The sequence below is a fragment of the Heliomicrobium sulfidophilum genome, from assembly GCF_057715735.1.
On the sequence record NZ_JBVTZZ010000005.1, the window covers coordinates 1,654,769 to 1,681,516 of the forward strand.

A 26,748-nucleotide genomic window follows, 5' to 3' on the forward strand; every position below is an offset into this window, starting at 1 on the left:
GACGATAAAGCAATACGATGAAAAAACATTACATGTAACACAGAAAGGACAGAAAGAATGCATCACCAGAGCGCCTCTCGCGTCTCCCCCTTGACGGCCGACCTGATCCTCCTCTCCGTGGCGGCCGTCTGGGGGGGCACTTTTGTGGCCGTCAAAAACGCCATCGCCTTCATGCCCCCCTACACCTTTTTGGCCATCCGCTTCTTCATCGCCGGACTCTTCCTTGCCCTTGTCGCCGGGCGGCGCTGGCAGAGACTGACCAGTGTCACCGTCCGCCACGGCTTGCTACTCGGCGCCTGCCTCTTCGGCGGCTACGCACTGCAGACCATTGGCCTCCAATACACTACATCGTCCCACGCCGGCTTTATCACCGGCCTGTCCGTCGTATTGGTGCCCCTCGTGGGCTGGCTCGTCCTCAAACAGGTCCCCCGCAGCGGCGTCCTTGCCGGCGTCGTCATGGCCGTCATCGGCCTGGCCCTGCTCACCCTGACCGATGACCTGACCGTCAACCCGGGCGACCTGCTCGTCCTCGGCTGCGCCTTCTGCTTCGGCTTACATATCTTCCTGGCCGGCCAGGTGACAAATCGCCATGACCCGATGCTGCTTTCCATCATGCAGATCTTCGCCGTCAGCATCGCCTGCACCGTTTTTTCCTATTACTCCGACCCGCCGCTGGCCTACGACCAGTTCCGGAGCGAGGTGTGGACAGCCCTGGCCCTGACGGCCATCCCGGCCACCTCGCTGGCCTTCCTGGCCCAGATGTATTTTCAAAAATTCACGACAGCCACCCGGACGGCCCTCATCTTCGCCACAGAACCGGTCTTCGCCCTCATCTTCGCCATCGCCCTCGCCGGCGAGACGCTCACCATGCGGGGCGCTTTCGGCGGCGTCCTCGTCCTGGCCGGGATCGTCGTGGCCGAGACGATCGGCGCGGGGGAGCCGGACGAAGCCGGCGAGACTGGCGAATGCGGCGGGGCTGACGGCAAGGCGGCCTAAAAAGAGCCGCCCGCAACATCAAAAACGGGATTGAATGATTATACATGAAACCGTATAATTATTCTTGTATTATGCATGACGATAAGGAGGTCGGCCGATCAATGATTCGAGCAGCGATTGTGGGAGCCACCGGGTATACAGGCGCAGAACTGGTGCGCCTCTTGACCCGTCACCGGGAAGTGGAGCTTGTCGGACTGACCTCCCGCCAATATGCGGACCAGCCCTACACCAACGTCTATCCTCACCTGAGCGGCCAACTGGACCTGGCCTGTCAGGCCCAGGACATCGACGCCGTCACCGACGCCGCCGACGTGGTCTTCCTGGCCCTGCCCCACGGCCTGTCCGTCCCCTGGGTGGCCGAATGCGTCCGCAAAGGAAAAAAGGTCGTCGACCTGGGCGCCGATTTCCGCCTGCGCCGGGCTGCTGTCTACGAACAGTGGTACCATGTGACCCACGAGGCGCCGGAACTGCTGGCCGAGGCCATCTACGGCCTGCCGGAACTGAAGCGGGAGCAGATCCAGAAGGCCCGCATCATCGCCAACCCCGGCTGCTACCCGACCGCCTCCCTGTTGAGCATCGCCCCCCTCTGCGGCCAGGGCCTGATCCAGGAAGACCGGCTGATCATCGACGCCAAGTCGGGCGTCTCCGGCGCCGGCCGCAACGCCAACCTGGCCGTCATCTACGGCGAAGTCAACGAAAACGTGAAAGCCTACAACGTGGCCAAACACCGCCACAACCCCGAGATCGAACAGGAGGTGGCCGAGCGGGCGGGCCTCGACCCGGACGCCATGGCCATCACCTTTACGCCCCACCTGATGCCGATGACGCGGGGCATCCTCGCCACCGTCTACGCCGACTTAAAAGAAGGCGTCCAGCCCACCTCGGAAGAGGTGCGCACCCTCTACCGGGAGTTCTACGCCGGCGAGCCCTTCATCCACGTCATGGACGAAGGCGTCTGGCCGCAAACGAAGTGGTCCTACGGCTCCAACCACGCCTTCATCGGCGTCACCGTCGAGGCGCGGACCGGCCGGATCATCATCACGACCGCCATCGACAACCTGGTCAAAGGCGCTTCCGGCCAGGCCATCCAGAACATGAACATCCTCTTCGGCCTGCCCGAGACGACGGGCCTGGAGGCGGCGGGGATTTATCCCTAAAAAAACAAAACCAGCGATACAGACAGGAGCGACGACCATGCAAGAGCAGTTTGCCATACTCCCCGGCGATGTGACCTCGCCGAAGGGCTTCCAGGCCGCCGGCATACCGGCTGGCATCAAAAAACCGGGCGTCCTCGACATGACCCTCATCGTCAGCGACACCGCCGCCGCCGCCGCCGCCGTCTACACGACCAACAAGGTCCAGGCGGCGCCCTTGCAGGTGACGAAGGAACATATCGCCGCCGGCCCCCTCAAGGCCGTCGTCGTCAACGCCGGCAACGCCAACGCCTGCACGGGCGAACAGGGCCTTGCCGACGCCCGCGCCACGACCGCCCATGTGGCCAAGGCGCTCGGCGTCACCGCTGAAGAAGTCGCCGTCGCCTCCACCGGCGTCATCGGCCAACCCCTACCCATGGCGAAGCTCCTCGCCGGCGTCGACACCCTCGCCGCCGCCCTCTCGCCAGAGGGCGGGGAAGCAGCCGCCCGTGCGATCATGACGACCGACCTCGTCCCCAAAGCCGGCAAGGTGGAGATCACCCTCGGCGGCCAGACCGTCAGCATCGGCGCCATGGCCAAAGGCTCCGGCATGATCCACCCGAACATGGCCACCATGCTCGCCTTTTACACGACCGACGCGGCCATTGCGCCGGCGCTCCTGCAAAAAGCCCTCACCGCTGCCACACAGGCTTCCTATAACATGATCTCTGTCGACGGCGACACCTCGACAAACGACATGGCCCTCATCCTCGCCAACGGCCAGAGCGGCGCCCCGGCCATCGAGACCGAAGGCTCTGACTACGAAGCCTTCACCGCCGCCCTGACGGCCCTTTCCATCCACCTGGCCAAGATGATCGCCCGCGACGGGGAAGGGGCCACCAAACTGATCGAGGCCCGCGTCGAAGGGGCGGCCACCGTCGAAGATGCCCGCAAGGCGGCCCTGGCGATCATCAAATCGAACCTCTTCAAGTGCGCCGTCTACGGCAACGACGCCAACTGGGGTCGCGTCATGTGCGCCATCGGCTACTCGGGCGCCAACTTCGACCCCGCCAAAGTGGATGTCTTCCTCGGTCCCGTCCAGACGGCCCGCCAGGGCATGGCCCTCCCTTTTTCCGAAGAGGAGGCCTCGAAAGCCCTCGCCGCCACGGAGGTCACCGTCACCGTCCGGCTGAACGACGGCGACGCCAGCGCCACCGCCTGGGGCTGCGACCTGACCTATGACTACGTGAAGATCAACGCCGACTACCGGAGTTAGGGATAGAGGGATAAGCCGCTCACGCGCAATACAAGGATGCAATGCCGGCAGCCCGCCATAAGCGGTAAAGCCTGTCGCCCGATACAATGCGGAAAACCCATTGGAGAGAGACAAGTCGATTTCGATAGCAAAAAAGGGAGAGACACCATTGCTGAAAGCGTTAGAGAAAGCGGGCATCCTCGTCGAAGCCCTGCCCTACATCAAAAAATTCTCCGGCAAGACCGTCGTCATCAAATACGGCGGCGCCGCCATGGTCAATGACCAACTCAAAGAAGCCGTCATCATGGATGTCATCTTGATGAAGCTTGTCGGCATCCATCCCGTCGTCGTCCACGGCGGCGGCCCGGAGATCAACGGCATGCTTGACCGCCTCGGCCTGAAGAGCCACTTCATCCAGGGCCTGCGCGTCACCGACGAGGCCACCATGGAAATCGTCGAGATGATCTTGGCCGGCAAAGTCAACAAAGAGATCGTCGCCCTGATCCAGCGCTTTGGCGGCAAGGCCGTCGGCCTCTGCGGCAAAGACGGCGGCCTGATCCAGGCGAAAAAACGCTTCGAACTCGTCAAAAACGAAGCGGGCGCGCGGGTGCCTACGGACATCGGTTTTGTGGGCGACGTTGTTAAAATCGAACCGGGCCTCGTGCGGGAACTGAGCGACCGGGGCTACATCCCCGTCATCGCCCCCATCGGCGTCGGTGAAAAGGGCGAGGCCTACAACATCAACGCCGACACGGCTGCCGGCGAACTGGCCCAGGCCTTGGAAGCCCACAAGCTGGTCCTGCTCACCGACGTGGAGGGCATCCTGCGCGATCGTAAGAACACGGACAGCCTCATCTCGTCACTGCACATCGACGAGGTGCCAGACCTGGTGGAAGCAGGCGTCGTCAGCGGCGGCATGATCCCCAAAGTCACCTGCTGCGTCGAGGCGCTCCAGGGCGGCGTCGACCAGACCCACATCATCGACGGCCGCCTGCCCCACTCACTCCTCTTGGAGGTCTTCACCGACAAGGGGATCGGTACGATGGTGCTTAAATAGGACAGAAAAGGCGGCGAAAAACCGAAACGTCTGCGCCGCAGAATCACTTTGCTAGCGTCTTTTTAAATATGAACAGAACGGGGGGAACGGCGGTGACCGGGACGATGAACAACGCCCAGATCGTCGAACTGGGAAAAAAATATGTGATGAACACCTACGGCAGGCTGCCCATCTCGCTCGTAAAAGGGCAGGGCGCCCGCGTGTGGGACGCTGATGGCCGGGAGTACCTCGACTTCCTGTCCGGCCTGGCCGTCAACTCGCTCGGCCACTGCCACCCGAAGGTCGTCGACGCCCTCCAACAACAGGCGGCGACGCTGCTGCACGTGTCCAACCTCTACTGGATCGAGCCGCAGGTGAAGCTTGCCCAGGTGCTCGTCGAAAACTCCTTCGCTGACAAGGTCTTTTTCTGCAACTCCGGCGCCGAAGCGAACGAAGGGGCCATCAAGCTGGCCCGAAAATACGCCAAAAAGACCTGGGGCCCCGACAAATACGAGATCATCACCATGGAAAAATCCTTCCACGGCCGCACCCTGGCCACCGTCACCGCCACGGCCCAGCCGAAATACCAAAAAGACTATGAGCCGCTGCCCCAGGGCTTCCGCTACGTCCCCTTCGGCGACCTGAAGGCCCTGGAAAAAGCGATCAGCCCCAACACCTGCGCCATCCTCGTCGAGCCTGTCCAGGGCGAAGGCGGCGTCAACCTGGCCGAACCGTCCTTCTGGCAGGGCCTCGCCAAACTGGCCGAAGCGAACAACCTGCTCCTGATCTTCGACGAAGTCCAGTGCGGCCTTGGCCGGACCGGCAAGCTCTTCGCCCACGAACACTACGGCGTCACGCCCCACATCATGACCCTGGCCAAAGCCCTCGCCGGCGGCGCCCCCATGGGCGCGCTTCTCGCCACCGATGACGTGGCCAGCGCCTTCCAACCGGGCGATCACGCCTCCACCTTCGGCGGCAACCCCCTCGTCGCTGCCGTCGCCGTCGCCGTCATGGACGTCCTCCTCAACGACGGCCTGATGGACAACTGCCGCGAGGTGAGCGCCTACTTCATGGGCCACCTGCGCCGCCTCCAGGAAAAGTACCCCTTCATCACGGAGGTGCGCGGCCTCGGCCTGATGGCTGCCTGCGAACTGGACCGCCCCGGCGCCGACATCGTCGCCGCCTGCCTGGAAAAGGGCTTGATCATCAACTGCACCGCCGGCAACGTGCTGCGCTTCCTGCCGCCACTGACCATCACCAAGACCGATGTCGACGAGGCCGTCACCGTCCTTGAGGAAGTCCTCGCGAGTGTTGCCGCTGCTGACGCCGCCAACGCTGGCAGCGTTGCCGACGCTCCCAGCACCGCCGACGCTGCCAGCAAGGCGAACACCTTCACCGCGGCCACCGCCAACCCGGTCCCCACAGGAGGTCAACCACAATGACAGCAGTAAAACCGGCCGCCGCCTACCTCCTGCTGGAAGACGGGACCCTGTTCAAAGGGATCCCCTTCGGCTACCGGGGGAGCAGCACCGGCGAGGTCGTCTTCAACACCGGCATGACCGGCTACCAGGAGGTCCTCACCGACCCCTCCTACACCGGCCAGATCGTCACCATGACCTACCCCCTCATCGGCAACTACGGCGTCAACGCAGGCGACGCCGAATCGGCAAAGCCCCAAGTGCGCGGCTACATCGTCCGCGAAACCTGCGCCCGCCCCTCCAACTACCGCTCCGAAAAAACGCTCGACCACTACCTGGCCCAGCACCGCATCCCCGGCCTGGCCGGCATCGATACGCGCTCGCTGACTCGGCGCATCCGCGAGCACGGCACCCTGCGGGGGGCCATCATCAACGGAGCGAACGGCGTTAGCAACGGGCAAGCCCGCAACGGCGCGAACGGTTTCGACAGCGTCAAAGGCTTCAGCAACGCGAAGGGCCTCTATGGCACAAGCAGCGCCGACGCCGCACCCTGGGAAGGGGGCGCCCTCGCCGCCCTGCGCGTCGGCGCCCGCACCTCCTTAGAGTCCATCTTCGCCCAGATGGACGAAGAGAGCTACACCTGCTGGATCGAATACCTCACCGCCGTCCGCAACCTGCCCGTGGCCGGCCCCCATCTGGTGAGCTCCGTCACGACGCCCCAAGCCTACGTCATCCCCGGCGACGGCTTCCGCGTGGCCGTCCTCGACTTCGGCATCAAAGAAAACATCCTGCGCATGCTCAAAGCCCTCGACTGCCACCTGATGGTCTTCCCGGCGAACACAACGGCCGAAGAGATCGGCGCCACCAACCCCGACGGCCTCTTCCTTAGCAATGGCCCCGGCGACCCGAAAGACGTCGCCCCGGCCATCGAGACGATCGGCCACTTCCTGCGTCCAGGTACGACTACCCAACCGCTGCCCCTCTTCGGCATCTGCCTCGGCCACCAGCTCCTGGCCCTGGCCGCCGGCGCCGACACGTACAAGCTCAAATTCGGCCACCGGGGCGCCAACCACCCCGTCAAAGACCTGCGCACCGGCCGCGTCTTCATCACCTCCCAGAACCACGGCTACGCCATCGATGAAAAAGCCCTCCCGGCCGGCTTCGCCGTCAGCCACCGCAACGGCAACGACGACACCGTCGAAGGATTGCGCCACCAGCACCTGCCCATTTACTCGGTGCAGTACCACCCGGAGGCCGCCCCCGGCCCGCACGACTCGGCCTTCCTCTTTGACGAGTTTATTGCCAACATGCAACAGCGCGTCGAAAAGGCCACAGCCTGACGAAAGAGGCTCACCGAGGGCGCCCCACCCATCCCACGGGTAACACCTTCAGGCAACACCCGCCGGCGCCACCCAACCGCCGGCCCAACCCTAGCCCCCAACCTAAGGAGGAACACCCCTTTGCCGAAAGACCAGAAGTTGAAAAAAGTCCTCGTCATCGGTTCGGGGCCCATCATCATCGGCCAGGCGGCGGAATTCGACTACGCGGGCACCCAGGCCTGCAAAGCCCTGAAAGAAGAGGGCCTCGAAGTCGTCCTGGTCAACTCCAACCCGGCCACGATCATGACCGACGCCAACATCGCCGATCATGTCTATATCGAACCCCTTGACGTGCCCTCGCTGACCAAGATCATTGCCCAGGAACAGCCCGACGGCCTGCTGCCCACCTTGGGCGGCCAGACCGGCCTCAACCTGGCCGTCGCCCTGGCCCAGGCCGGCGTCCTGGACAAGTACAACGTCCGCCTCCTCGGCACGTCTTTACAGGCCATCAAAAAAGCCGAGGACCGGGAGCTCTTCAAAAAGACGATGCAGGAGATCGGCGAGCCGATCCCCCTTTCCGAGATCGTCTCCAACCTCGATCAGGCCGTCGCCTTCGCCCGCCAGGCCGGCTTCCCCCTGATCATCCGGCCCGCCTACACCCTTGGCGGCACCGGCGGCGGCATCGCCCACACCGAGGCGGAACTGCTCACCATCTGCGACATGGGCCTAAAAAAATCCATGATCGGCCAGGTGCTCCTCGAACAGAGCGTCGCCGGCTGGAAAGAGATCGAGTACGAGGTGATGCGCGACAGCAACGACAACTGCATCACCATCTGCAACATGGAAAACATCGACCCCGTCGGCATCCACACGGGCGACTCCATCGTCGTCGCCCCCTCGCAGACCCTCACCGACAAGGAATACCAGATGCTGCGCTCGGCATCCTTGAAGATCATCCGCGCCCTCAAGGTGGAGGGGGGCTGCAACGTCCAGTACGCCCTCCATCCCGAGAGCGACAACTATATCGTCATCGAAGTCAACCCCCGGGTGAGCCGCTCGTCGGCCCTGGCCTCCAAGGCCACCGGCTACCCCATTGCCAAGATGGCCGCTAAGATCGCTATCGGCCTCACCCTCGACGAGATCAAAAACCCCGTCACCGGCAAGACGACAGCCTGTTTCGAACCGACCCTCGACTACTGTGTCGTCAAAATCCCCCGCTGGCCCTTTGACAAGTTCGTCACCGCCGACCGCAGCCTGACGACGCAGATGAAAGCCACCGGCGAGGTCATGGCCATCGACCGCACCTTTGAAGGCGCATTGCAAAAAGCCGTCCGCTCCCTCGAAACGGGCGTCTATGGCCTGCGCTACCCCGGCGCCGGCGAGTGGACCGATATCGACCTCGAAAACAAACTGGCCCGCGCCGACGACGAGCGCCTCTTCGCCGTCGCCCAGGCCTTTCGCCGCGACTGGTCTGTAAGGGAGATCCACCAGGTCTCCAAGATCGACCCCTGGTTCCTGGTGAAGATCAAAAGCCTCGTCGACTTCGAAGCCCGTCTCACTCAGTGGCCTGTCGCCGACGAGACCTTGCGCGAGGCGAAGACCCTCGGCTTTTCCGACTACCAGATCGCCAAAATCGCCAATATCTCCACCCAGACCGTCCGGGAGGCCCGTAAAGTGGCCGGCATCCTGCCCACTTACAAGATGGTCGATACCTGCGCCGCCGAGTTTGAGGCATTGACGCCCTACTACTACTCCACCTACGAGGAAGAGGACGAGGTCCGTGAGACGACAGGGGAGAAGGTGATCGTCCTCGGTTCCGGCCCCATCCGCATCGGCCAGGGCATCGAGTTTGACTACTGCTCCGTCCACGCCGCCTGGGCGCTCCACAGCGCCGGCGTTGAATCGATCATCATCAACAACAACCCCGAGACGGTCTCCACCGACTTTGACACAGCCGACAAGCTCTTCTTCGAGCCCCTGGCCTTAGAGGATGTCCTCAACATCGTCGACAAGGAAAAACCGCGCGGCGTCGTCGTCCAGTTCGGCGGCCAGACGGCCATCAACCTGGCGGCGGGCCTCGCCGAACACGGCGTCCCCATCCTGGGCACCTCCTTGGAGGGCATCGACGCCGCCGAAGACCGCAAAAAATTCGAGGCCCTTTTAAAGCGCCTCGCCATCCCCCAGTCGGAAGGCCGCTCCGCCACCAGCGCCGACGAAGCGAAGGCCATCGCCGAAGAACTGGGCTTCCCGGTCCTCGTCCGCCCCAGCTACGTCATCGGCGGCCGGGCCATGGAAGTGGTGGAAAACGTCAAAGACCTGGTATCCTACATGGAAACGGCAGTCCGCATCAGCCCGAAACACCCTATCCTGGTCGACAAATACATCCGGGGCCGCGAGGTGGAGGTCGACGCCATCAGCGACGGCAATGACACCCTGATCCCCGGCATCTTTGAACACATCGAGCGGGCCGGCGTCCACTCGGGCGACTCCATGGCCGTCTACCCGCCCCAGTCCTTGAAAAGGGAAGAGCGGGACACCATCGTCGACTACACATTGCGCATCGCCAAAGCCCTCGGCGTCATCGGCCTCTTGAACATCCAGTACGTCGTCGACGGCCAGGGCAAGGTCTACGTCCTGGAGGTCAACCCCCGGGCCTCCCGGACCGTGCCGATCCTTTCCAAAGTGACCGGCGTCCCCATGATCAAGGTGGCCGTCGAGGTCATGCTCGGCAAGACCCTGGCCCAGATGGGCTACGGCGGCGGCCTTTGGCCCGAAACGGCCTACACGATCGTCAAAGCGCCCGTCTTCTCCTTTGAAAAGCTGACAGACGTGGACATCTCCTTGGGACCGGAGATGAAATCGACAGGCGAAGTCATGGGCGTCGACTTTGAACTGCCTTCGGCCCTCTACAAGGCCATGACGGCGGCAGGCATGAAAATCCCCACCGGCGGCAACCTGATCGTCTCCGTGGCTGAGCGGGACAAAGAGGAGATCGCCGGCCTGATCCGCGAATTCGCCGACCTGGGCTTTCGCGTCGCCGCCACGAAAGGGACGGCCGAAGCCCTGCGCGAGAGCGGTCTGGCCGTCACCTCCATCGATGCCAGCGCCTACGCGGTCCAGACCGTCCTCGACCAGATCAAAGACGGCGCCGTCCAGTTGATCATCAACACCCCCACCAAAGGCAAAGTGGCCGGCCGGACCGGTTTCCGGATCCGCCGCGCCGCCTCAGAATACCGCGTCCCCTGCCTCACCTCGCTGGACACCGCCTGGGCGCTCCTGGAGACGATCCGCATGATCCGCGAAGGCGACCCGCCGAACTTCCACTCCATGGGCACCTTCCAGGAGGCCAACTCGGCCGAGTGGAGCGCCCGGGTGGAGGCCCTGCGGGTGGTATAGGAAAAAAACGCTACTGCCAAAAAGCAAACAGCGATGCGTGTGACATGACGCGATTCGCCTAGGGCCATCGCGTGTGACATGAGCAATCCCCCTAAGGCCCATCGCATATGACATGACGCAATCCTTGTAAAGCCCGTCCCCCAAAAAAGCCCCCATCCCCGAAAAGCCCTATCCCCAATAAGACCCGGCATCGAACCGGAACCTCGTAAGAAAGAAGGAAATCACCATGACGACGGCACAACTTCCTAAACTCGACCCGGCCATGAAGGGCAGGGACTTTCTCTCCCTCCACGACTTCAGCCGCGACGAGATCTTCTACTTCATCAACCTGGCCCGGGAACTGAAGGCCCTGCAAAAGGCCGGCGTCCCCCATCACTACCTGGCCGGCAAGACGCTGGGCATGATCTTCACCAAAAGCTCCACCCGCACCCGCGTCTCCTTTGAGGTGGGTATGTACCAGCTCGGCGGCAACGCCCTGTTCTTAAGCTCCGCCGACATCCAACTGGGCCGGGGCGAGCCGATCAAAGACACGGCCCGCGTCCTCTCCCGCTACGTCGACGGCATCATGATCCGCACCTTCGCCCACTCTGATGTGACCGAACTGGCCCAATACGCCGACATCCCCGTCATCAACGGCCTCACCGACCTCTTGCACCCCTGCCAGGTTCTGGCCGACCTGATGACCGTCGTCGAATACAAGGGCAAGACCGACGGATTGAAGATGACTTTCATCGGCGACGGCAACAACATGGCCCATGAACTGATGTTCGGCGGCGCGAAAGCCGGCATGGACGTGGTCATCTGCACCCCCGAAGCCTACCGCCCCGACCCGGAAATCGTCCGCCTGGCCACGGAAGACGCCAAAGCCCACGGCGGCTCGATCACATTGATGAGCGACCCCGTGGCGGCCTCCAAAGACGCCGACGTGCTCTACACCGACGTCTGGGCCTCCATGGGCCAGGAGGGCGAAGCCCAGAAGCGCGCCCAAGCCTTCCAAGGTTTTATGATTAATGGTACAATCATGAAAGTAGCCCACCCCAAAGCCATCGTCCTGCACTGCCTGCCGGCCCACCGGGGCGAAGAGATCACCGACGAGGTCATCGAAGGACCCCAGTCAGCCGTCTTCGACGAGGCCGAAAACCGCCTCCACGCCCAGAAGGCGATCATGGCGTCGGTGATGTAGGGGAGAAGGGGCTGCGCTGGCATCCTTTGGAGACAAAACAATAATCGACAGAGTCCCTTTAGATTACAACCCCTTAAAGACGTAGCCCTTAAGACGCATCCCGTTACGATGCTGACTCTTAAAGAGCCAAACGCATAAAGTCCAAACGCTTGAAAATCCAACCCATCATGACGAAACTACAAGATGAAACTGACGCGGATACATGAGAGGAGATCGTTTCAATGTCCAAGAAAATCGTCCTGGCCTACTCGGGCGGCCTTGATACATCGATCATCATCCCCTGGCTGAAAGAAAACTACGGCTACGAAGTCATCGCCATGGCCGCCGACCTGGGCCAAGGGGAAGAACTGGCCCCCCTGAACGAAAAAGCGATCAAAACGGGCGCCACCAAGCTCTACATCGAAGACGTGAAAGAAGAGTTCGTCACCGGCTTCATCTGGCCGACTCTGAAAGCAGGCGCCGTCTATGAAGGCAAATACCTCCTCGGCACCTCCTTCGCCCGTCCCCTGATCGCCAAGCGCCTCGTCGAGATCGCCCGCGCCGAAGGGGCCGAAGCCATCGCCCACGGCGCCACCGGCAAGGGCAACGACCAGGTCCGCTTTGAGCTGACCGTCAAAGCCCTGGCCCCTGACCTCAAGATCGTCGCCCCCTGGCGCGAATGGGACATCCGCTCCCGCGAAGACGCCATCGACTACGCCAACGCCCGCAACATCCCCGTGCCCGTCAAAAAAGACCGCCCCTATTCGATGGACCGCAACCTCTGGCACCTGAGCCACGAAGGGGCCGACCTGGAAGATCCCTGGAACGAGCCCCAGAACGACCTCTTTATGATCTGCACCGCCCCCGAACAAGCGCCGGACAAGCCGGAGTACGTGGAAATCGAGTTTGAAAAGGGCATCCCCGTCAAGCTGAACGGCGAGGCTCTCGGCCCCGTCGAGATGATCGAAAAGCTGAACGCCATCGCCGCCGCCCATGGCGTGGGCATCTGCGACATGGTGGAAAACCGCCTCGTCGGCATGAAGTCCCGCGGCGTCTACGAAACCCCGGCCGGCACTGTCCTCTACGCCGCCCACCGCGAACTGGAGTACCTCTGCCTTGACCGGGCCACCATGCACTACAAGGAGCAGGTCGCCCTCCGCTACGCCGAACTCGTCTATGACGGCGTCTGGTACCATCCCCTCAGAGAAGCCCTCGACGCCTTCGTCAACGTGACCCAGGAAACCGTCACCGGCACGGTGCGCATGAAGCTCTACAAGGGCAGTGCCACCCCCGCCGGCGCCAAGTCGCCCTACTCCCTCTACAACGAGGAATTCTCCACCTTCGGCCGCGACGAAGTCTACAACCAGAAGGATGCTGAAGGCTTCATCAACCTCTTCGGCCTGCCGCTGAAGGTGCGGGCGATCATGGAGCAGAAGGCGGGGTTGCGGGGGTAACCTAGAAAGCTTACGTTTAATAGTGTTATTAGCAACGGAAAGAACGGATAGTTTTGTAAATCCGTATGTTTTTAATAAAAACAGGCTAGGGAACAAATCGCTCCTTAGCCTGTTTTTCTATCGTTAGCTCTGGCATTACGGTTTTGCTTAGGCGTAAGCAGGAATTGTGAAAGAATCTGTAGAAAGGATAAAAAACCTAGTCGGGACTCCTTTTCGTCGTTTAGATATTATAGGAATGGCCTGACTTATAGATAACCGCTGCAATTTTTGAGTGAATCAAGACAATCTAAGCGCCCAACTAAATATTATTAAGTTTTGTGTCGATAAAGGACTGATTGTCCAAGCAATCACACAAAGTCGTGAGTGGTTAGTAAGTTGGCTTATGTTAAGTAATCCCCAAAAAAGTACAAATGAATGGAAGTGGTTCGACAAAAGAGAACGAGACCCTTACGAACAATGTTTGGGTTGGATGGCGAATAAACAGAAGAACGAAAAGAAAAGTGCCGAAACAAGACATTGTGAATTAACAGAGCAAAGAAACCCATTACCGTTTATAAATTTTGATAAAGAAATCGCAAAATTGTGGAATGAAGTGCAAACTCTTCGTAATGATGTTGCTCATTGTGGAATGAATATTGATGCAAGAGACGCTAGTTCGGTTAACAAAGATACAGTTAACCTAGTAGCAAAAATTGAGGTTTTACTACGAGAAATAGGCGAGCGCGTATTTTATGGCGACCGTATAACAATAGATTTAAGTCTATTTTATTCCGAAATTGCCCGTGTGGATGAACTTTCCGATTATATAGATAAGGCTAAGCATATGGTTGGAGAAGGGAACGAGGTAATCCTTACGGGCAAAGCCCCGATTTGGATGTACCTCAAAATCGCTCATGCTTTACACGGGCTTTCAAAACGTTTGATTTACAAATGTCCGCAGACGGGCGAAATGACAATATTTGATCATGAGGCTGTATGAATTGAAGTCCGGTATTTCGGTTTGGTCACTGACCCAATTATGTATATTATTGCTAGAAAGAACTACGTTTGCAATCATTCCGGTTATAGGATTTGGCTACTCGTAACCTTTGATCGAGAAGTGCAATCAAATATCCAGAAGGTCTTCAAATAACTATCAAGAATAATTTGTTATAGGCTGAGAATGTTGATTCCAGTCGCTGTATTTACAGGTAAAACTATGGAATCTGGATATTGCACGAGTACTGTCCACGAAGTTAAAAGGTAAGGCTCTTTATAGCAGCCATTTCCGATGACAAAAAATGCAATCTCGGAGGTACTCAACTTGCATTTCCAACCATCGCCCAACCCCAAAACCTACCCCCTCACCGACTTCACATCCGGCAAGGGAATGCCCGAGGTATGGCAGAAATGTACGAAGACCAGGGACGGCTTTCCGTTGCCTGGCCTTTTTACTTTGCCCCCTAAACACCTTCTGGAACCTTACCGCATCCAAGTTCGGTCAAGCCGGGCGATTTGCGCGCCAATCTCTACAGCCTGTTCACCGAAATCCGCTCCCGCGAAGATGCCATCGACTCCAACGCCCGCAACATCCCCGTGCCCGTCAAAAAAGACCGTCCCTACTCGATGGACCGCAACCTCTGGCACCTGAGCCACGAAGGGGCCGACCTGGAAGATCCCTGGAACGAGCCCCAGAACGATCTCTTCATGATCTGCACCGCGCCCGAACAAGCGCCGGACAAGCCGGAGTACGTCGAACTGGAGTTTGAAAAGGGCATTCCTGACAAACTGAACGGCGAGGCCCTCGGCCCCGTCGAGGTGATCGAAAAACTGAACGCCATCGCCGCCGCCCATGGCGTGGGCATCTGCGACATGGTGGAAAACCGCCTCGTCGGCATGAAGTCCCGCGGTGTCTTCGAAACCCCGGTCGGCACCGTCCTCTACGCCGCCCACCGCGAACTGGAGTACCTCTGCCTCGACCGGGCCACCATGCACTACAAGGAGCAGGTCGCCCTCCGCTACGTCGAACTCGTCTATGACGGCGTCTGGTACCACCCCCTCAGAGAAGCCCTCGACGCCTTCGTCAACGTGACCCAGGAAACCGTCACCGGCACCGTGCGCATGAAGCTCTACAAGGGCAGCGCCACCCCCGCCGGCGCCAAGTCGCCCTACTCCCTCTACAACGAGGAATTCTCCACCTTCGGCCGCGATGAAGTCTACAACCAGAAAGACGCCGAAGGCTTCATCAACCTCTTCGGACTGCCGCTGAAGGTGCGTGCGATCATGGAGCAGAAGGCGGGGCTGCGGGGGTAGGCTGGAGAGCTTGCGCTCCTAAATCCGAACGTTTTTCAAGAAAAACAGGCTATGGGACAAATGCTCTCTAGCCTGTTTTTCTTTCGATGGCTCAGGCAATACGGCTTTGCGTAGGCGGAAGCAGGAATCGTGGAAGATTCTGTAGAAGAGATAAAAAGCCGGTCGGGGTTCCCTCTTTCGTCGGTTTGCGTATCACTGCGATGGCCCAGGTGGATGACTGCTGTAAATTTGAGTGAATTGGTCACATCGATAGGGGAGCATGTTTAGCGGGAATGCTACGACGATAGGTCTTCCTGATAGGGGCTGATCGGAGATCTTCTCGCGAGCGACGCAGGTCGGTAGAAAACCCTGGTGTCGCTCGATCCAATGAAATCAAGGGTTTGCGGGGATTAAGGCGGTGAAAGGTCAATGAGTTGTGGGCTTAAATTGGACTCGCTCGCAAACGAGGTCGGGAAGGCTTATGGGATAAGGGCTAGAAAGGCGCGCCGTATCAGAAGACGATAATTCCCGTAGGGAATTGAAATGGGTTGGCGCCTGCTGGATGAACCCGCCCTATGGCCGGGGGTATCAGAAGACGATAATTCCCGTAGGGAATTGAAATTGTTGGCAGCAAAAGGCGCGTAGGCGCCCTCCAAGTATCAGAAGACGATAATTCCCGTAGGGAATTGAAATCCTGGCGGTGCGAGTGAGCGCAAGCGGATTCGGAGTATCAGAAGACGATAATTCCCGTAGGGAATTGAAATGAAAAGTCACAGATTCCGTTTTTGCCACTGTTCGCCGGCGTATCAGAAGACGATAATTCCCGTAGGGAATTGAAATATCTCAGCGCGGAGGTTGGCAATTGCCGTGTCGAGTATCAGAAGACGATAATTCCCGTAGGGAATTGAAATCCCGATAAGGTCGCTTTTCCGCGACTCTTTCTTCGCGTATCAGAAGACGATAATTCCCGTAGGGAATTGAAATACGAACCGCACCGTGCCCATCACTCCGTTGTATCGCACTCGGTATCAGAAGACGATAATTCCCGTAGGGAATTGAAATTTCATGATGAGGCGCTGATGCTGGTAGATGCCAACGTATCAGAAGACGATAATTCCCGTAGGGAATTGAAATTACCCGCCAAGATCACGGAGCAGCCTGTCTCTTGGAAGTATCAGAAGACGATAATTCCCGTAGGGAATTGAAATAAATACGTCCTGCCCCATTTGTCAATGCCCAGGATGCGCCCGTATCAGAAGACGATAATTCCCGCAGGGAATCGAGATGAATAAGGATGGACGGGGTCCGTCAGGTGTGCATAACGGAGACAGGAAACAATTATTCATTTGGTTACATGTTATTTTTAACAGGCTCAGTGTAAGGGTAAGTTCGATTAACTAAACATGATATACATGAAACAGCCGAACAGTTTAAATGCCTTAGGGGGGCTCTCTGTGAACGATAACGCGTTCCAAAACCTCGTGCTTCAGGAACTACGGGAGTTAAAAGATGGGCAGCAGCGTCTTGAAAGCGAAATACGCGGTGAAATAAATTTACTCAAGCAAGAAATGAGTCGTCGATTTGATCGCCTGGAACGGAGCCAGGAAGATGATATAAAGGGGACGCTCAAAACGATTAATCAAAAGATAGACGATGTGCTGGAAGACCAACGGTCTATTACAGCCATTATTGGAGAACATGAAGTAAAATTACGCTCCCTTTCCCGACGCCGTGTGTGAAGTGTGAAGAGGGTGGCAGTCCTCCACCATCCGATAGAATAAGAAAAAACAAATGGTTATGATTCCACAAACGATGTCGAGAATGGAAAGCAGGCATCGTTTCTGTTTGTAGGGTGTAAGATCTAATCTCCGAACCGTCATAAACGATTGACCGAAAACGTGCAGCACAACCACCGAACAGTCTGATAAAGAAAGGAGATGACAAATTGCTTCTCAACGCGATTTTCGAACTGGAAGCGCCGCAACAACAACAATCTGGGAAGAAGGCGGAGAAAAACTTCACGGCATGTTTTTCGAACTGCTCAAAAGCGCCAACCCTGACTTGGCGACGGCGATCCACGCTCAAGAAGGAAAACCGTTTTCCATCTCGACGCTGCGAAGCGTCGCACAGCGTCCAGTCTTGAACACTCCTCCCGATGATCCGTCGACCTCCCCAAAAGAGGGGACTGGACAAAACGAAGGCCGCCGATGGCGGTTCACCATCCGCTCACTGGATCAACGACTGAGCGAGGTGATCGACCGGGCGGCGGTTGAATGGGAGGGGAGGGCGGTCCGGATTGGAAACGCGCCCCTTGTTATCCGCAATATCCGGATTATGAAAAAAACCTATGAGGAGTTGTACACGGAATCGGAGTGTCGGAACCCGATTCATTTTCGCTTTCTCACGCCGACCAGTTTTCGACAGCGGGGTACCCAGGTGGTACTACCCATTCCGGAATTGGTTTTCGGCAGCCTCCTTCGCCGCTGGAACCAATACAGTCCATTGCCCTTTCCAGAAACCCTGGCGGATGAATTTGCGGCGATCCGAATCCGCAAGCACAATATCCGCACTGATCTCTACCAGTTTGATCGTTACAAGATCATCGGTTTTGCTGGCGATGTGGTCTTTGAATTCGCCACGATGAATCCCGTCAGTCCCATCCTCTTCAATGCGCTGGCGCGCTTTGCTGAATACAGCGGCGTGGGCTATAAGAGCACCATGGGCATGGGGGAGACGCGCATTGTTGTGACCAATCAAGAATGTGCAAAGCGGGCCGATCGGCCGGTGAGTGCCTTCCGGTAAAGCCTGTAATTCACGCGGATAACGATGATTCAATTCCCCTTGGGAATGGGTAGCCTGTAACCGAAGCCCTTGATGTCAACATTCATCGGTCGTTAAAAAAGAATCTTCCAAGGGCTTTGCTCCAGGTGAGTTAACCCCGGCAAGTCGGTGTATTCAAAACCATGGGAAATGGCAATCTGATAACAGGGCAGGGATTTTTACGTCTACATATTTCCCTGAGTATTGAGTATCAATGAAAGAGGCCATTTCTATTGGATACCGAAACGCGTGAATACCTCTCCGTTTCCGCCGTGGCGGAAGTATTGTTTTGTCGCGAAACTTTTACTACCGCGCGGTGGAGGGGTGCGCAGTTGGTTGCAACCAAAAAGATCACGGACTGAAGCCTTCCCAGGTGGCCCGTTTTCTCGACGTGAATATCAAGACCGTGCGGAAGTATTGGCGAATGACCCCGGATGATTTCACAAGCTGCCGGTCAGCAGCCACGACGCGGAAAAACAAGCACGATCCCTACACCGACATCCTCGTTCATTGGTTAACGGAACACCCCGATCTCAGCGCAGCCCAGATTCACGACCGGCTAAAACAACATTACGCCGAGTACCGGGAAAGCGAACGGACATTGCGTCGGTTTCTGAGCAAACTGCCGCAAAAGCACGGTCTGCCGAAACCGCGCCATCATGAGCGCCAATACCAGGCCGTCGTGGACCCGCCCATGGGCCAACAAGTTCAAGTCGATCTCGGTTTCGCCTGGGCCACCACAGAGAGTAGTCGGAAAGTCCGCGTCTACGGCTTTGACGCAACCCTGTCCCATTCTCGCTACAGATACCTGGAATGGCGAGCGACGCCTTTTACCACCGCCAGCCTTTGCGAGACCTTCGAGCGTTGCTGGGAATAATTCGGCGGCATACTCTTCTGCTACCGGGTCATGACCTTCGTCGGTAGACGGTCTTCCCACTCCAAGATAGTCCGCCGTTAGGATTCTGTCGCGCTCATGATCCCTATACCCTGACAGGATGCTTATCAAATTGTCGCCTACGTTCACCAAGTGTATGTAATGGGGATAGTAAGCCACGTTTGCGCGATGAGGCATCAGGTCCATAAAGGGCCTTCCATCCCCTTGTTCCGAGGGTAATATGCAGTTCGTGCATTGGCGAATGACTCTCCGTATCTCACGGTGGCACTTCAGGCAAAAGCCCGCGGATGGATGTGACTCTGCAAGGTCCTTTCTTAATTTCATTTTGGGGATAAAAATAAGACCTACAATTGAGTAAGTCTTTAAATTTGTTTAATATTTCAAATTAAAACATTAAAACTTATATTATTTTTTTCGCACTCAACCCAGATCTTCCCTCCGTGTAGTTCCACTATCTTTTTTGCTATAGACAGTCCTATACCACTTCCATTTAAACTATTTTTTCTTGATTTATCAATTTTATAGAACTTATCAAATATTTTATCTAACTCCTCTTTAGGTATATTATCCCCCTTGTTTTGGACTGTTATTTTAATTTTTCCTTCCACCTTTTTGGTTTGAACTAAAACAACGGACTGACTATATGCATATTTCAAAGCATTAAATAAAAGATTATCCAAGACTCTTATAAATCTATCTACATCAATGTTTACATTAAGTTCTTCATATTCGTTTTTTAGTTCTAATATTAAATCATTTTGTTCAAATAAGGGTATATATTCTCCTGTTATTTGAGAAATAATTGGAGATAAATTTATTTTTTCTTTATTTAATTTAAAATCCAAATCACAAAGCTTTGTGTATTCAAAAAGCTCATTAATTAATTTTTTCATTTTTACTGATGTATTGTAAGATGATTTTATATATTCCTCCATGATCTTTTCATCCTTATATTGTTTATTTTTTATGATTTCTATATAGCCTATAAGTGATGTAAGGGGAGTTCTTAAATCATGAGAAATATTAGTTATCAAATCATTTTTTATTTTTTCATTTTCTCTTTCTCTATCAAATTTCTCTTTTAATTCTAAAGACATACTATTAATACTTTTACAAAGTTCAGCAACTTCGTCTTTACCTTTAACCTCTATAGTATATCCTATGTTTCCTTTTGATATCTCTTCAACCTTTTTTGATATATATTTTATATATTGTATCTCTTTGTGTATCATTAAATAAAAAGATATTACAAAAGTCACAATTCCCACAATAAACATTGATCCAACTAAAATATTATAAATGGCTACATCTAAATTATCTTGATGACTTAATACATACCTATAAACTGTGTATCTTCCAAATACTATAGCGAAAAAAAGTGCTAAGAAAAAGCTAATTACTATTGTAATAAATAACTTAACACTTAATTTGCCTCCAATAAAATTTCTCATATCTTATAACCCACTCCCCAAACGGTTTTTATATATATAGGGTTTTTAGGATCATCTTCTATCTTTTGTCTTATATTAGTGATGTGAACCATAACTGTATTGTCAGATTTAAAAAATTCCTCTCCCCATACAGTTTCATATATTTTAGGTATGCTCATGACAATACCCTTGTTTTTTATTAGAAGCTCTAAAATATCAAATTCTTTTGCAGTAAGTGCAACTTCCTGTTTTCCTATAAAAACTTGTCTTCTTTCCGTATCTATTCTTAGGTTTCCAATTTCCATGATTTTTTTATCGGAGGTTGTTTGATTATATCTTTTATATCTTCTAAGCTGTGATTTTATCCTTGCGATTAATTCTACTGGACTGAAAGGCTTTGTTATATAATCTTCTGCTCCTGAGGACAGACCTAATATTTTGTCTATTTCCCCCTCTTTTGCTGATAGAAAAATAATTGGCATAATGTAACTTTTTCTTATTTCATTACAAAGCTCTATTCCGTTAATTTGAGGCATCATTATATCTAAAAGCACTAAATCCACAGAATCCTTTTTTATAATATCTAAAGCTATATATCCATCTTCTGCTTCTACAACTTCGTAACCTTCATTTTTCAAATAAATCGATACAACTTTTCTAATTTCAGTATCGTCGTCTACTATAAGTATCTTCTCGTTCAAACCAATCACCCTATTTTACTTATTTTTGCATCTGAAAACATAGGCTGGTGGTAAATTTAATAATACTTTTCTTATCTTAATGTCGTTAAAATAGGATTTAAATAACTTCGTCTTAAATAGTGTATATTGAAAAGCAATAAATTCTCCCTCATCGATTAGAATTTCCTTTGTAACCTTTAGTATACTGTTTCCCATATAATCAGGCAAGCTTGCAAAGGGAAGTCCTGATACTATATAGTCAACCTTACTTATACTGTATTCCTTGAGATATTCTTTTAAATATTCTGCCGAACCATTTATAAGTATAAAGTTTTTCTCTTTTTTAAACTTCTCTTTTAATATTTCGTAAAAATCTTTGTTATACTCTATAGCTATAAATAGAGTACTGTCTTTCTTCTTGTTCAATATTTTTTCTGTAAAAACCCTAGTACCTGGTCCATATTCAATAATGCAGGTTGCATTTAAAAAATTAACATCCTCCACCATACTATTTGCTAATTTTTCAGAACTGGGAGCTATAGCACCTACAGTACTCGGATTTTTAACGTATTGTTTTACAAAATTAGCAATTTCCATTTTACACTTCCTCCTGTTTTCTATCATGGTACAAAAGTATAAAATACAAATCTTAAGCTACCGCTTAAAAAAGTCTTAAGATTTCTTAAGACTGTTTCATGAGTGAACGGGTAACCACTAATTTCCACAAGCCGTGGCCGTCAGCGCCTATGAACTCCATGTCCTCCCGTTGCCCAACTTGCCGACAGCAAAAAAAAGCGCCCCCTACGGTAGCATTTCACGCTACCATAGGGGGCAATGCTATTGTGACCTTGACAACCGCCTCGTCACGCCGTTCTCCATCAGATCATGCATGAGCGCAATCAAGTCCTCTGCCGGCAGCACTTTGTCCCGCCGGTACCAGTAACTCATGATGCCGATCATGGCGGAAAGTACATACTCCAGAATGAAGTCGAGTTCGATGGGGTCAATATCATGTGTTTCAGCCAAAGCCTGCTTGATAGCAGGCTTTGTCGCATTTTTCAGCTTGCTGGCAAAAGCCGGGTCGCCCTTGTCGCCCAGCAGAACAGCGTAGTATTTGCTGTTTTGTTCAAAGAGATGCAGGAACAGGTCGAGGGGCATGCCCATTTGTTGATGCTGCATGGTGATGGGCGGCAATTCATCCATCGACGGGATCAGCGACTGTTCAATTTGCTCCAGCACATCATAGACGTCTTGGAAATACTCGTAAAAGGTTCCCCGGTTATAGCCGGCTCTCGCGGTGATTTCTTTGACGGTGATCTTCTCGATTCTCTTTTCGCCGTAGAGGGACCAAAAGGCATCGATGAGGTTTTGCCGGGTCTGCGCCGTCGCTTCCGGTTGTTTGTTCATTTTTTCAACTCCTGAACATGGCTTGAAGCCCTTCTTGTTGTCGATTCATCTCTTGTCTTCAGAACATCCGACACTTGCCATGGCATTGTTGGTTGATGCTTCAGTGCAACGCCGCTAGACTATCAATGTACAACACGTTGTTGGTCAATACAAGAGGAGCGTGGAAACATGATTACAATTCTTTGTTCCGGCTCTCGCGGTGATTTTCAACCCTATATTGCGCTGGCCTTGGAACTGAAAAAACTGGGAAAAGACGTGCGCATCACAGGGATTCGGAGTTTTGAAAGCTTCATAGGCAGTTACGGCATCGATTTTTATCCCATCCAGGCGGATTTTGAATCGCTCAACGTCGACAAGGCGATGCTGAAGCAAGCCCAAGGGGCGGACAATCCACTGAAGATGCTGCTCGCCTTTAACAAGATGAAAAAGTATGGGATCTACATGGCCCAGGAATTCTATTCCGCCTGTGAGGGAAGCGAATGCATCGTCTATCACCCCGGGGTGACGATGGGGTACTTTGCCGCCGAAAAGCTAGGCATCCCTGCCGTCCTCGCTTCGCCTTTCCCGATGCACAAAACAGGGGAGCAGACCTCTGTCGTTATGTATGGACGGATGAAGTCGAACCGGATCATCAACGCCTTCAGCTATTCGATGCTGCAAGGAATGCTGTGGTTGGCCTCGAAGGACGCAGTCAAAGGCTTTTGGAAAGAACAGTTTGGCGCAGTGCCCCGTCAATTTGGCTGTCCTTTTGAGCGTCACAGCGACAAGGGGCATCCTGCGGTGATTTCCTGCAGCAACTATGTCTTCCCCCGACCGAGCGACTGGAATTCACACATTCACCAAAGCGGCTATTGGTTCGTCGAGGAGCCTACCGACTATCAGCCTTCCGAGGCATTGACGCGTTTTTTGCAAGCCGGAGAAAAGCCGGTCTATATCGGCTTCGGCAGTGTCTTTGATAGGGATGAGAAAGACGCCATGTCCACGCTGGTGATCGAAGCGCTCGCGAAAAGCGGCAGGCGCGGCATCCTCTGCGGCATGGGCGAATGGCCAGATCTGCCGGACCATGTATTCGCGGTCGACAGCATCCCCCACTCCTGGTTGTTTGAACGGGTGTCGGCCGTCTGTCATCACGGCGGCGCCGGAACAACGGCAGCCGGATTCAAAGCCGGTGTGCCGAGCATCATTATTCCCTTTGCCAACGATCAGTTTGCCTGGGCCCATCGCGCCCATGATCTGGGTGTAGGCGCCAAGCCGATTCCCGTCAAAAAGCTGACTGCCGACAACCTGGCCGAGGCCATTCGTTCTGTCCACAACGATCACGTCGTTGCTAGCGCAAAGGCGCTGGCAACCCATATGGCCTCTGAAAACGGGGCGCGCGATTGCGCCAAAGTGATCGTCGATTGTCTGGAAAGGAAGGCCTAAGTGGATAAGGCGAGAGCGTGGAAAAAGCCTCTTTTTCACCATGTACGCCGGTCAGGCGATTTCGATTTTAAGTTCCCAGGCGGTGCAGTTTTCGATCCTTTGGTGGATCACGGTGCAAACAGGCTCCGCCTTGCTTCCATGGCCGAGCCGATGATGGCGATTGTCTTGTGCCGATGGGAACGCTGTTGCCCCTCATGGTAAAGGTGTATTTTCGTGGTACCGCTTGGCACAATGGCATTGTGCAAATGCTTTTTTCGAGCGGAATATTCATCGCCGCATTGGTCATTACCGTGACAGGAGGATTACAGCGGAAGTTTCTCATGATCTCCCTCGATGCGCTGGAATCGGGGCTGTTGACCGAGTCACCGCCGCAGATAAGGAACGATATAGTGGTTGTAAGTGGAAAAACGATGAGATAAGCCCTCGAGTGAGGAGTTTCCATCATCGTCCAAAGCGAAAGGAGGAATGATGGGTGCATAAGAACGTCTACTATGCCAAGTCGCCCAAAAAAATCTGCACCGCCGTCAGCAGCGATGGGTCGCCGGCGGACAAGGGCGTCTGTGCCCCTTCGCATGCCCTTCGACAGCCACCATCGATGGAGCAGGCTCATCCCCGGCTTGCCTACCCGCATCATGGGAATCCATATTATCCCGAGTCCTACCCGTCCCAATACTGCCCGCCCCACCCTTGCCCACCACAACCGAGGCCGAAAAGCAAGCGAATCAAGGCGATGGTTGTCGTTGCGGAAAAAGAAGTCAAAAAGGTGGCCGACCTGACCATCCCGGCGCCAGTGGGTGTGGGGCTGGATCCCCATACAGGCCAATTGACCGCATCTGTCGAGCTTGAGCCCTTTGGAGAGCCTCAACTGCAACCGAAGATCATCAACGATATGGTCATCAACGAAGGGATTATCTGTGTCAAACTGATTGTGAAGGACAATGATCCGGCACCATGTCCTGATGTGAGAAAAGGCTTTGAGAAGAAAATATGCATTCCTGTTCAGACGGTTCTAGAATGCAAAGGCATCCAGCCGGACGATGACATTCAGGAAAAGGTTTGTATCAGCGCCCTGAGCGTCTTTGCCGTACCGGCCAATTCGACGACAGGGACAGCGGGCAATGTGGTGAACTTGATCCTCAAAGCCATATTGGATGTGAAGATGGTCATCGCCAGAGAAGAAGTCATCACCATCCCTGTTCATCAGGAAAGCGATCCGGACTGTGGCCAATGGCATGATTAAGAGCAGATGCAGAGGAACCTCAGGGATGCCTCTCCCATATATTGAAGCAGAATGAAGATTGCCTGTGGAGAGGAGTCCGATCACAGTGTCCCATTCCTTTGACTTTATTGATGACCGGTTTTTTGACCAGCGGATCAAGGTGCCCAAGGTGATCTGCCAAAAGTTCGTGCAAGAGATCGGCGATCTGATGGTACCGGCACCGGCGGGTGTCACCCTCGATGTGCAGACGGGAAAGCTCAACCAAATGGTGCGGTTGGAACGGGTCGGCCCGCCGCAGTTGCGGGCGGTCACTGTATTGCCGAACAAGGTGATCAACCAAGGTGTCGTGCCGGTCCGCCTGCTCGTCGACAACATCGTCGCCATTCAACTGCTGGAGATCCCCTTTCAAGGCGTGATTGATTGCCCAGGCGCCAGCCCTGGGGATATCGTGCAGAAACATGACGTGCAAATTGAAGGGTTCAGCATCAATCCGGTACAGATACTTACGGATTGGCGTCTTAACGCTGCACCTCATCCTGAAGGTGGCGTTGCATCTTTGCCTCGTTGTTGCTTCGGAGCGGATATTGAAGGTCAACGCGGCGGAAACCTTTTGTTAATATGACCACCTTGTGTCGAGGAAAAAGGGCTTGGCTGTTGCCGGGCCTTTTTTTGTTGGGAAAAAGATAAAAAAGCAGAGGAAACAATATCGAACTGGCGCTTTTTTCCATATCGTTTAAATAGGTGAGATGATACATCTCACCTACATCCTGAAAAGAGACAATCAAGAGGAGGATGCGCAAATGGCATTTGTGAACCAGATTCAACAAGCGACCTTTTTTCCGCAAAACCTGAAGTCGCTCCGGGTGCTTTGTCAGCAATGTGTGCAAGAAACAGGTGACGTAATAATTCCCCTGCCGACAGTGCCGGCCCTTGCCGATATCGTGAACGTGACAGTCGTCCCGACGGGCAATCCGGAAATCCGGACGACCACGGTACTGCCGGGAAAAGTCGTCAACATGGGTGTCGTTCCCGTATCGGTGACGATCACGATCCTCGGGGTGGTATTGCCGATCACGATTCCCCTTATCGAGATCCCCTTTGAAGGAATTGTCGAGTGCCCTGGCGCCCAACCGGGCGACATTGTTCAGAAGCATGACATTGCCTTAGAAGCGGTGGTCTCTCAACCGGTCCAACTGTTGCCGGTGGTAGGGGAAGCGCTGGTTGTTGGTTTGGAACTGCAAGCGATCGTCAAGGCCTGCATCGTTGTCGGTCGTGAAGAGGTGCTGACGGTGAATGCCGCTAACCCCTTCTGCAACTGCCCCTAACCGTTACCCCTCTCATCGACGCTACAGAGCTGATTGAACAGGCTGCGCCATTTTCCGTGAGCCATCTGCGGCAAAAAGCAAGCCCCATCCCCTCCTGTAGGAGGCGATGG

At 54.7% G+C, this 26,748-nt stretch carries 21 protein-coding genes, 1 pseudogene and 1 CRISPR repeat array; of the genes and pseudogenes, 18 read left to right on the forward strand and 4 right to left on the reverse strand.

Annotation, left to right across the window (positions count from 1 at the left end; translation table 11 throughout):
* Positions 1 to 57 precede the first annotated feature (57 nt).
* The 14 genes and pseudogenes from AC0CW1_RS13600 (at position 58) to AC0CW1_RS13665 (ending at position 19,137) form a co-directional block, all read left to right on the forward strand.
* Positions 58 to 996, forward strand: a complete 939-nt coding sequence (locus AC0CW1_RS13600) for a DMT family transporter (RefSeq protein ID WP_488183552.1) — start codon at positions 58 to 60, stop codon at positions 994 to 996.
* Positions 997 to 1,097: 101 nt separating this feature from the next.
* Positions 1,098 to 2,153 carry an N-acetyl-gamma-glutamyl-phosphate reductase gene (gene argC / locus AC0CW1_RS13605; protein ID WP_488183553.1) on the forward strand — a complete coding sequence of 352 codons (1,056 nt, stop codon included), beginning with the start codon at positions 1,098 to 1,100 and terminating at the stop codon, positions 2,151 to 2,153.
* A gap of 37 nt (positions 2,154 to 2,190) precedes the next feature.
* Positions 2,191 to 3,405, forward strand: coding sequence for a bifunctional glutamate N-acetyltransferase/amino-acid acetyltransferase ArgJ (argJ, locus tag AC0CW1_RS13610; RefSeq protein ID WP_488183554.1), 1,215 nt, complete (start codon positions 2,191 to 2,193; stop codon positions 3,403 to 3,405).
* A gap of 148 nt (positions 3,406 to 3,553) precedes the next feature.
* Complete coding sequence (gene argB, locus AC0CW1_RS13615; protein WP_488183555.1) at positions 3,554 to 4,441, forward strand: acetylglutamate kinase; 888 nt, start codon at positions 3,554 to 3,556, stop codon at positions 4,439 to 4,441.
* Between the two features lie 104 nt (positions 4,442 to 4,545).
* Positions 4,546 to 5,862 carry an acetylornithine/succinylornithine family transaminase gene (locus AC0CW1_RS13620; RefSeq protein ID WP_488184158.1) on the forward strand — a complete coding sequence of 439 codons (1,317 nt, stop codon included), beginning with the start codon at positions 4,546 to 4,548 and terminating at the stop codon, positions 5,860 to 5,862.
* On the forward strand, positions 5,859 to 7,178 hold the full coding sequence (locus AC0CW1_RS13625; protein WP_488183556.1) for a carbamoyl phosphate synthase small subunit: 1,320 nt from the start codon (positions 5,859 to 5,861) through the stop codon (positions 7,176 to 7,178). The genes AC0CW1_RS13620 and AC0CW1_RS13625 overlap by 4 nt, the downstream gene beginning before the upstream one ends.
* Positions 7,179 to 7,298: 120 nt before the next feature.
* The gene (gene carB, locus AC0CW1_RS13630) at positions 7,299 to 10,553 is read left to right on the forward strand and encodes a carbamoyl-phosphate synthase large subunit (RefSeq protein WP_488183557.1); all 3,255 of its coding nucleotides are present in this window, start codon (positions 7,299 to 7,301) and stop codon (positions 10,551 to 10,553) included.
* A 226-nt stretch (positions 10,554 to 10,779) separates the two neighbouring features.
* On the forward strand, positions 10,780 to 11,736 hold the full coding sequence (gene argF / locus AC0CW1_RS13635) for an ornithine carbamoyltransferase (RefSeq protein ID WP_488183558.1): 957 nt from the start codon (positions 10,780 to 10,782) through the stop codon (positions 11,734 to 11,736).
* Between the two features lie 221 nt (positions 11,737 to 11,957).
* Positions 11,958 to 13,169: an argininosuccinate synthase gene (locus AC0CW1_RS13640; RefSeq protein ID WP_488183559.1), complete on the forward strand. Its 1,212-nt coding sequence runs from the start codon at positions 11,958 to 11,960 to the stop codon at positions 13,167 to 13,169.
* Between the two features lie 271 nt (positions 13,170 to 13,440).
* The gene (locus tag AC0CW1_RS13645; RefSeq protein ID WP_488183560.1) at positions 13,441 to 14,148 is read left to right on the forward strand and encodes a hypothetical protein; all 708 of its coding nucleotides are present in this window, start codon (positions 13,441 to 13,443) and stop codon (positions 14,146 to 14,148) included.
* A gap of 545 nt (positions 14,149 to 14,693) precedes the next feature.
* A pseudogene (locus tag AC0CW1_RS13650) lies at positions 14,694 to 15,461 on the forward strand (argininosuccinate synthase); the annotation flags it as partial.
* A gap of 487 nt (positions 15,462 to 15,948) precedes the next feature.
* A CRISPR array of direct repeats spans positions 15,949 to 16,726; the repeat unit is 37 nt; unit sequence GTATCAGAAGACGATAATTCCCGTAGGGAATTGAAAT.
* 168 nt (positions 16,727 to 16,894) lie between these two features.
* Positions 16,895 to 17,179, forward strand: coding sequence for a hypothetical protein (locus AC0CW1_RS13655; protein WP_488183561.1), 285 nt, complete (start codon positions 16,895 to 16,897; stop codon positions 17,177 to 17,179).
* Between the two features lie 286 nt (positions 17,180 to 17,465).
* Positions 17,466 to 18,242, forward strand: a complete 777-nt coding sequence (gene cas6, locus AC0CW1_RS13660) for a CRISPR-associated endoribonuclease Cas6 (protein ID WP_488183562.1) — start codon at positions 17,466 to 17,468, stop codon at positions 18,240 to 18,242.
* Positions 18,243 to 18,549: 307 nt separating this feature from the next.
* Positions 18,550 to 19,137, forward strand: coding sequence for a hypothetical protein (locus tag AC0CW1_RS13665; RefSeq protein WP_488183563.1), 588 nt, complete (start codon positions 18,550 to 18,552; stop codon positions 19,135 to 19,137).
* A gap of 398 nt (positions 19,138 to 19,535) precedes the next feature.
* Here AC0CW1_RS13665 and AC0CW1_RS13670 read toward each other — a convergent pair whose 3' ends face one another.
* The 4 genes from AC0CW1_RS13670 to AC0CW1_RS13685 form a co-directional block, all read right to left on the reverse strand.
* Entirely contained in the window at positions 19,536 to 20,606 is a 1,071-nt protein-coding gene (locus tag AC0CW1_RS13670) for a sensor histidine kinase (RefSeq protein WP_488183564.1), read from the reverse strand.
* Positions 20,603 to 21,286 carry a response regulator transcription factor gene (locus AC0CW1_RS13675; RefSeq protein WP_488183565.1) on the reverse strand — a complete coding sequence of 228 codons (684 nt, stop codon included), beginning with the start codon at positions 21,284 to 21,286 and terminating at the stop codon, positions 20,603 to 20,605. Before AC0CW1_RS13675 ends, AC0CW1_RS13670 begins: the two co-directional genes overlap by 4 nt.
* 15 nt (positions 21,287 to 21,301) lie before the next feature.
* Entirely contained in the window at positions 21,302 to 21,862 is a 561-nt protein-coding gene (locus AC0CW1_RS13680; protein ID WP_488183566.1) for a class I SAM-dependent methyltransferase, read from the reverse strand.
* A 240-nt stretch (positions 21,863 to 22,102) separates the two neighbouring features.
* Complete coding sequence (locus tag AC0CW1_RS13685) at positions 22,103 to 22,672, reverse strand: TetR/AcrR family transcriptional regulator (protein ID WP_488183567.1); 570 nt, start codon at positions 22,670 to 22,672, stop codon at positions 22,103 to 22,105.
* A 168-nt stretch (positions 22,673 to 22,840) separates the two neighbouring features.
* Between AC0CW1_RS13685 and AC0CW1_RS13690 the strand changes: the two genes are divergently transcribed.
* The 4 genes from AC0CW1_RS13690 (at position 22,841) to AC0CW1_RS13705 (ending at position 26,638) form a co-directional block, all read left to right on the forward strand.
* On the forward strand, positions 22,841 to 24,094 hold the full coding sequence (locus AC0CW1_RS13690; protein WP_488183568.1) for a glycosyltransferase: 1,254 nt from the start codon (positions 22,841 to 22,843) through the stop codon (positions 24,092 to 24,094).
* 472 nt (positions 24,095 to 24,566) lie between these two features.
* A complete protein-coding gene (locus AC0CW1_RS13695; protein ID WP_488183569.1) occupies positions 24,567 to 25,334 on the forward strand; it encodes a hypothetical protein in 768 nt (255 codons plus the stop codon).
* 85 nt (positions 25,335 to 25,419) lie between these two features.
* Positions 25,420 to 25,935: a DUF3794 domain-containing protein gene (locus AC0CW1_RS13700; protein ID WP_488183570.1), complete on the forward strand. Its 516-nt coding sequence runs from the start codon at positions 25,420 to 25,422 to the stop codon at positions 25,933 to 25,935.
* 178 nt (positions 25,936 to 26,113) lie between these two features.
* A complete protein-coding gene (locus AC0CW1_RS13705) occupies positions 26,114 to 26,638 on the forward strand; it encodes a hypothetical protein (RefSeq protein WP_012281200.1) in 525 nt (174 codons plus the stop codon).
* Positions 26,639 to 26,748 lie beyond the last annotated feature (110 nt).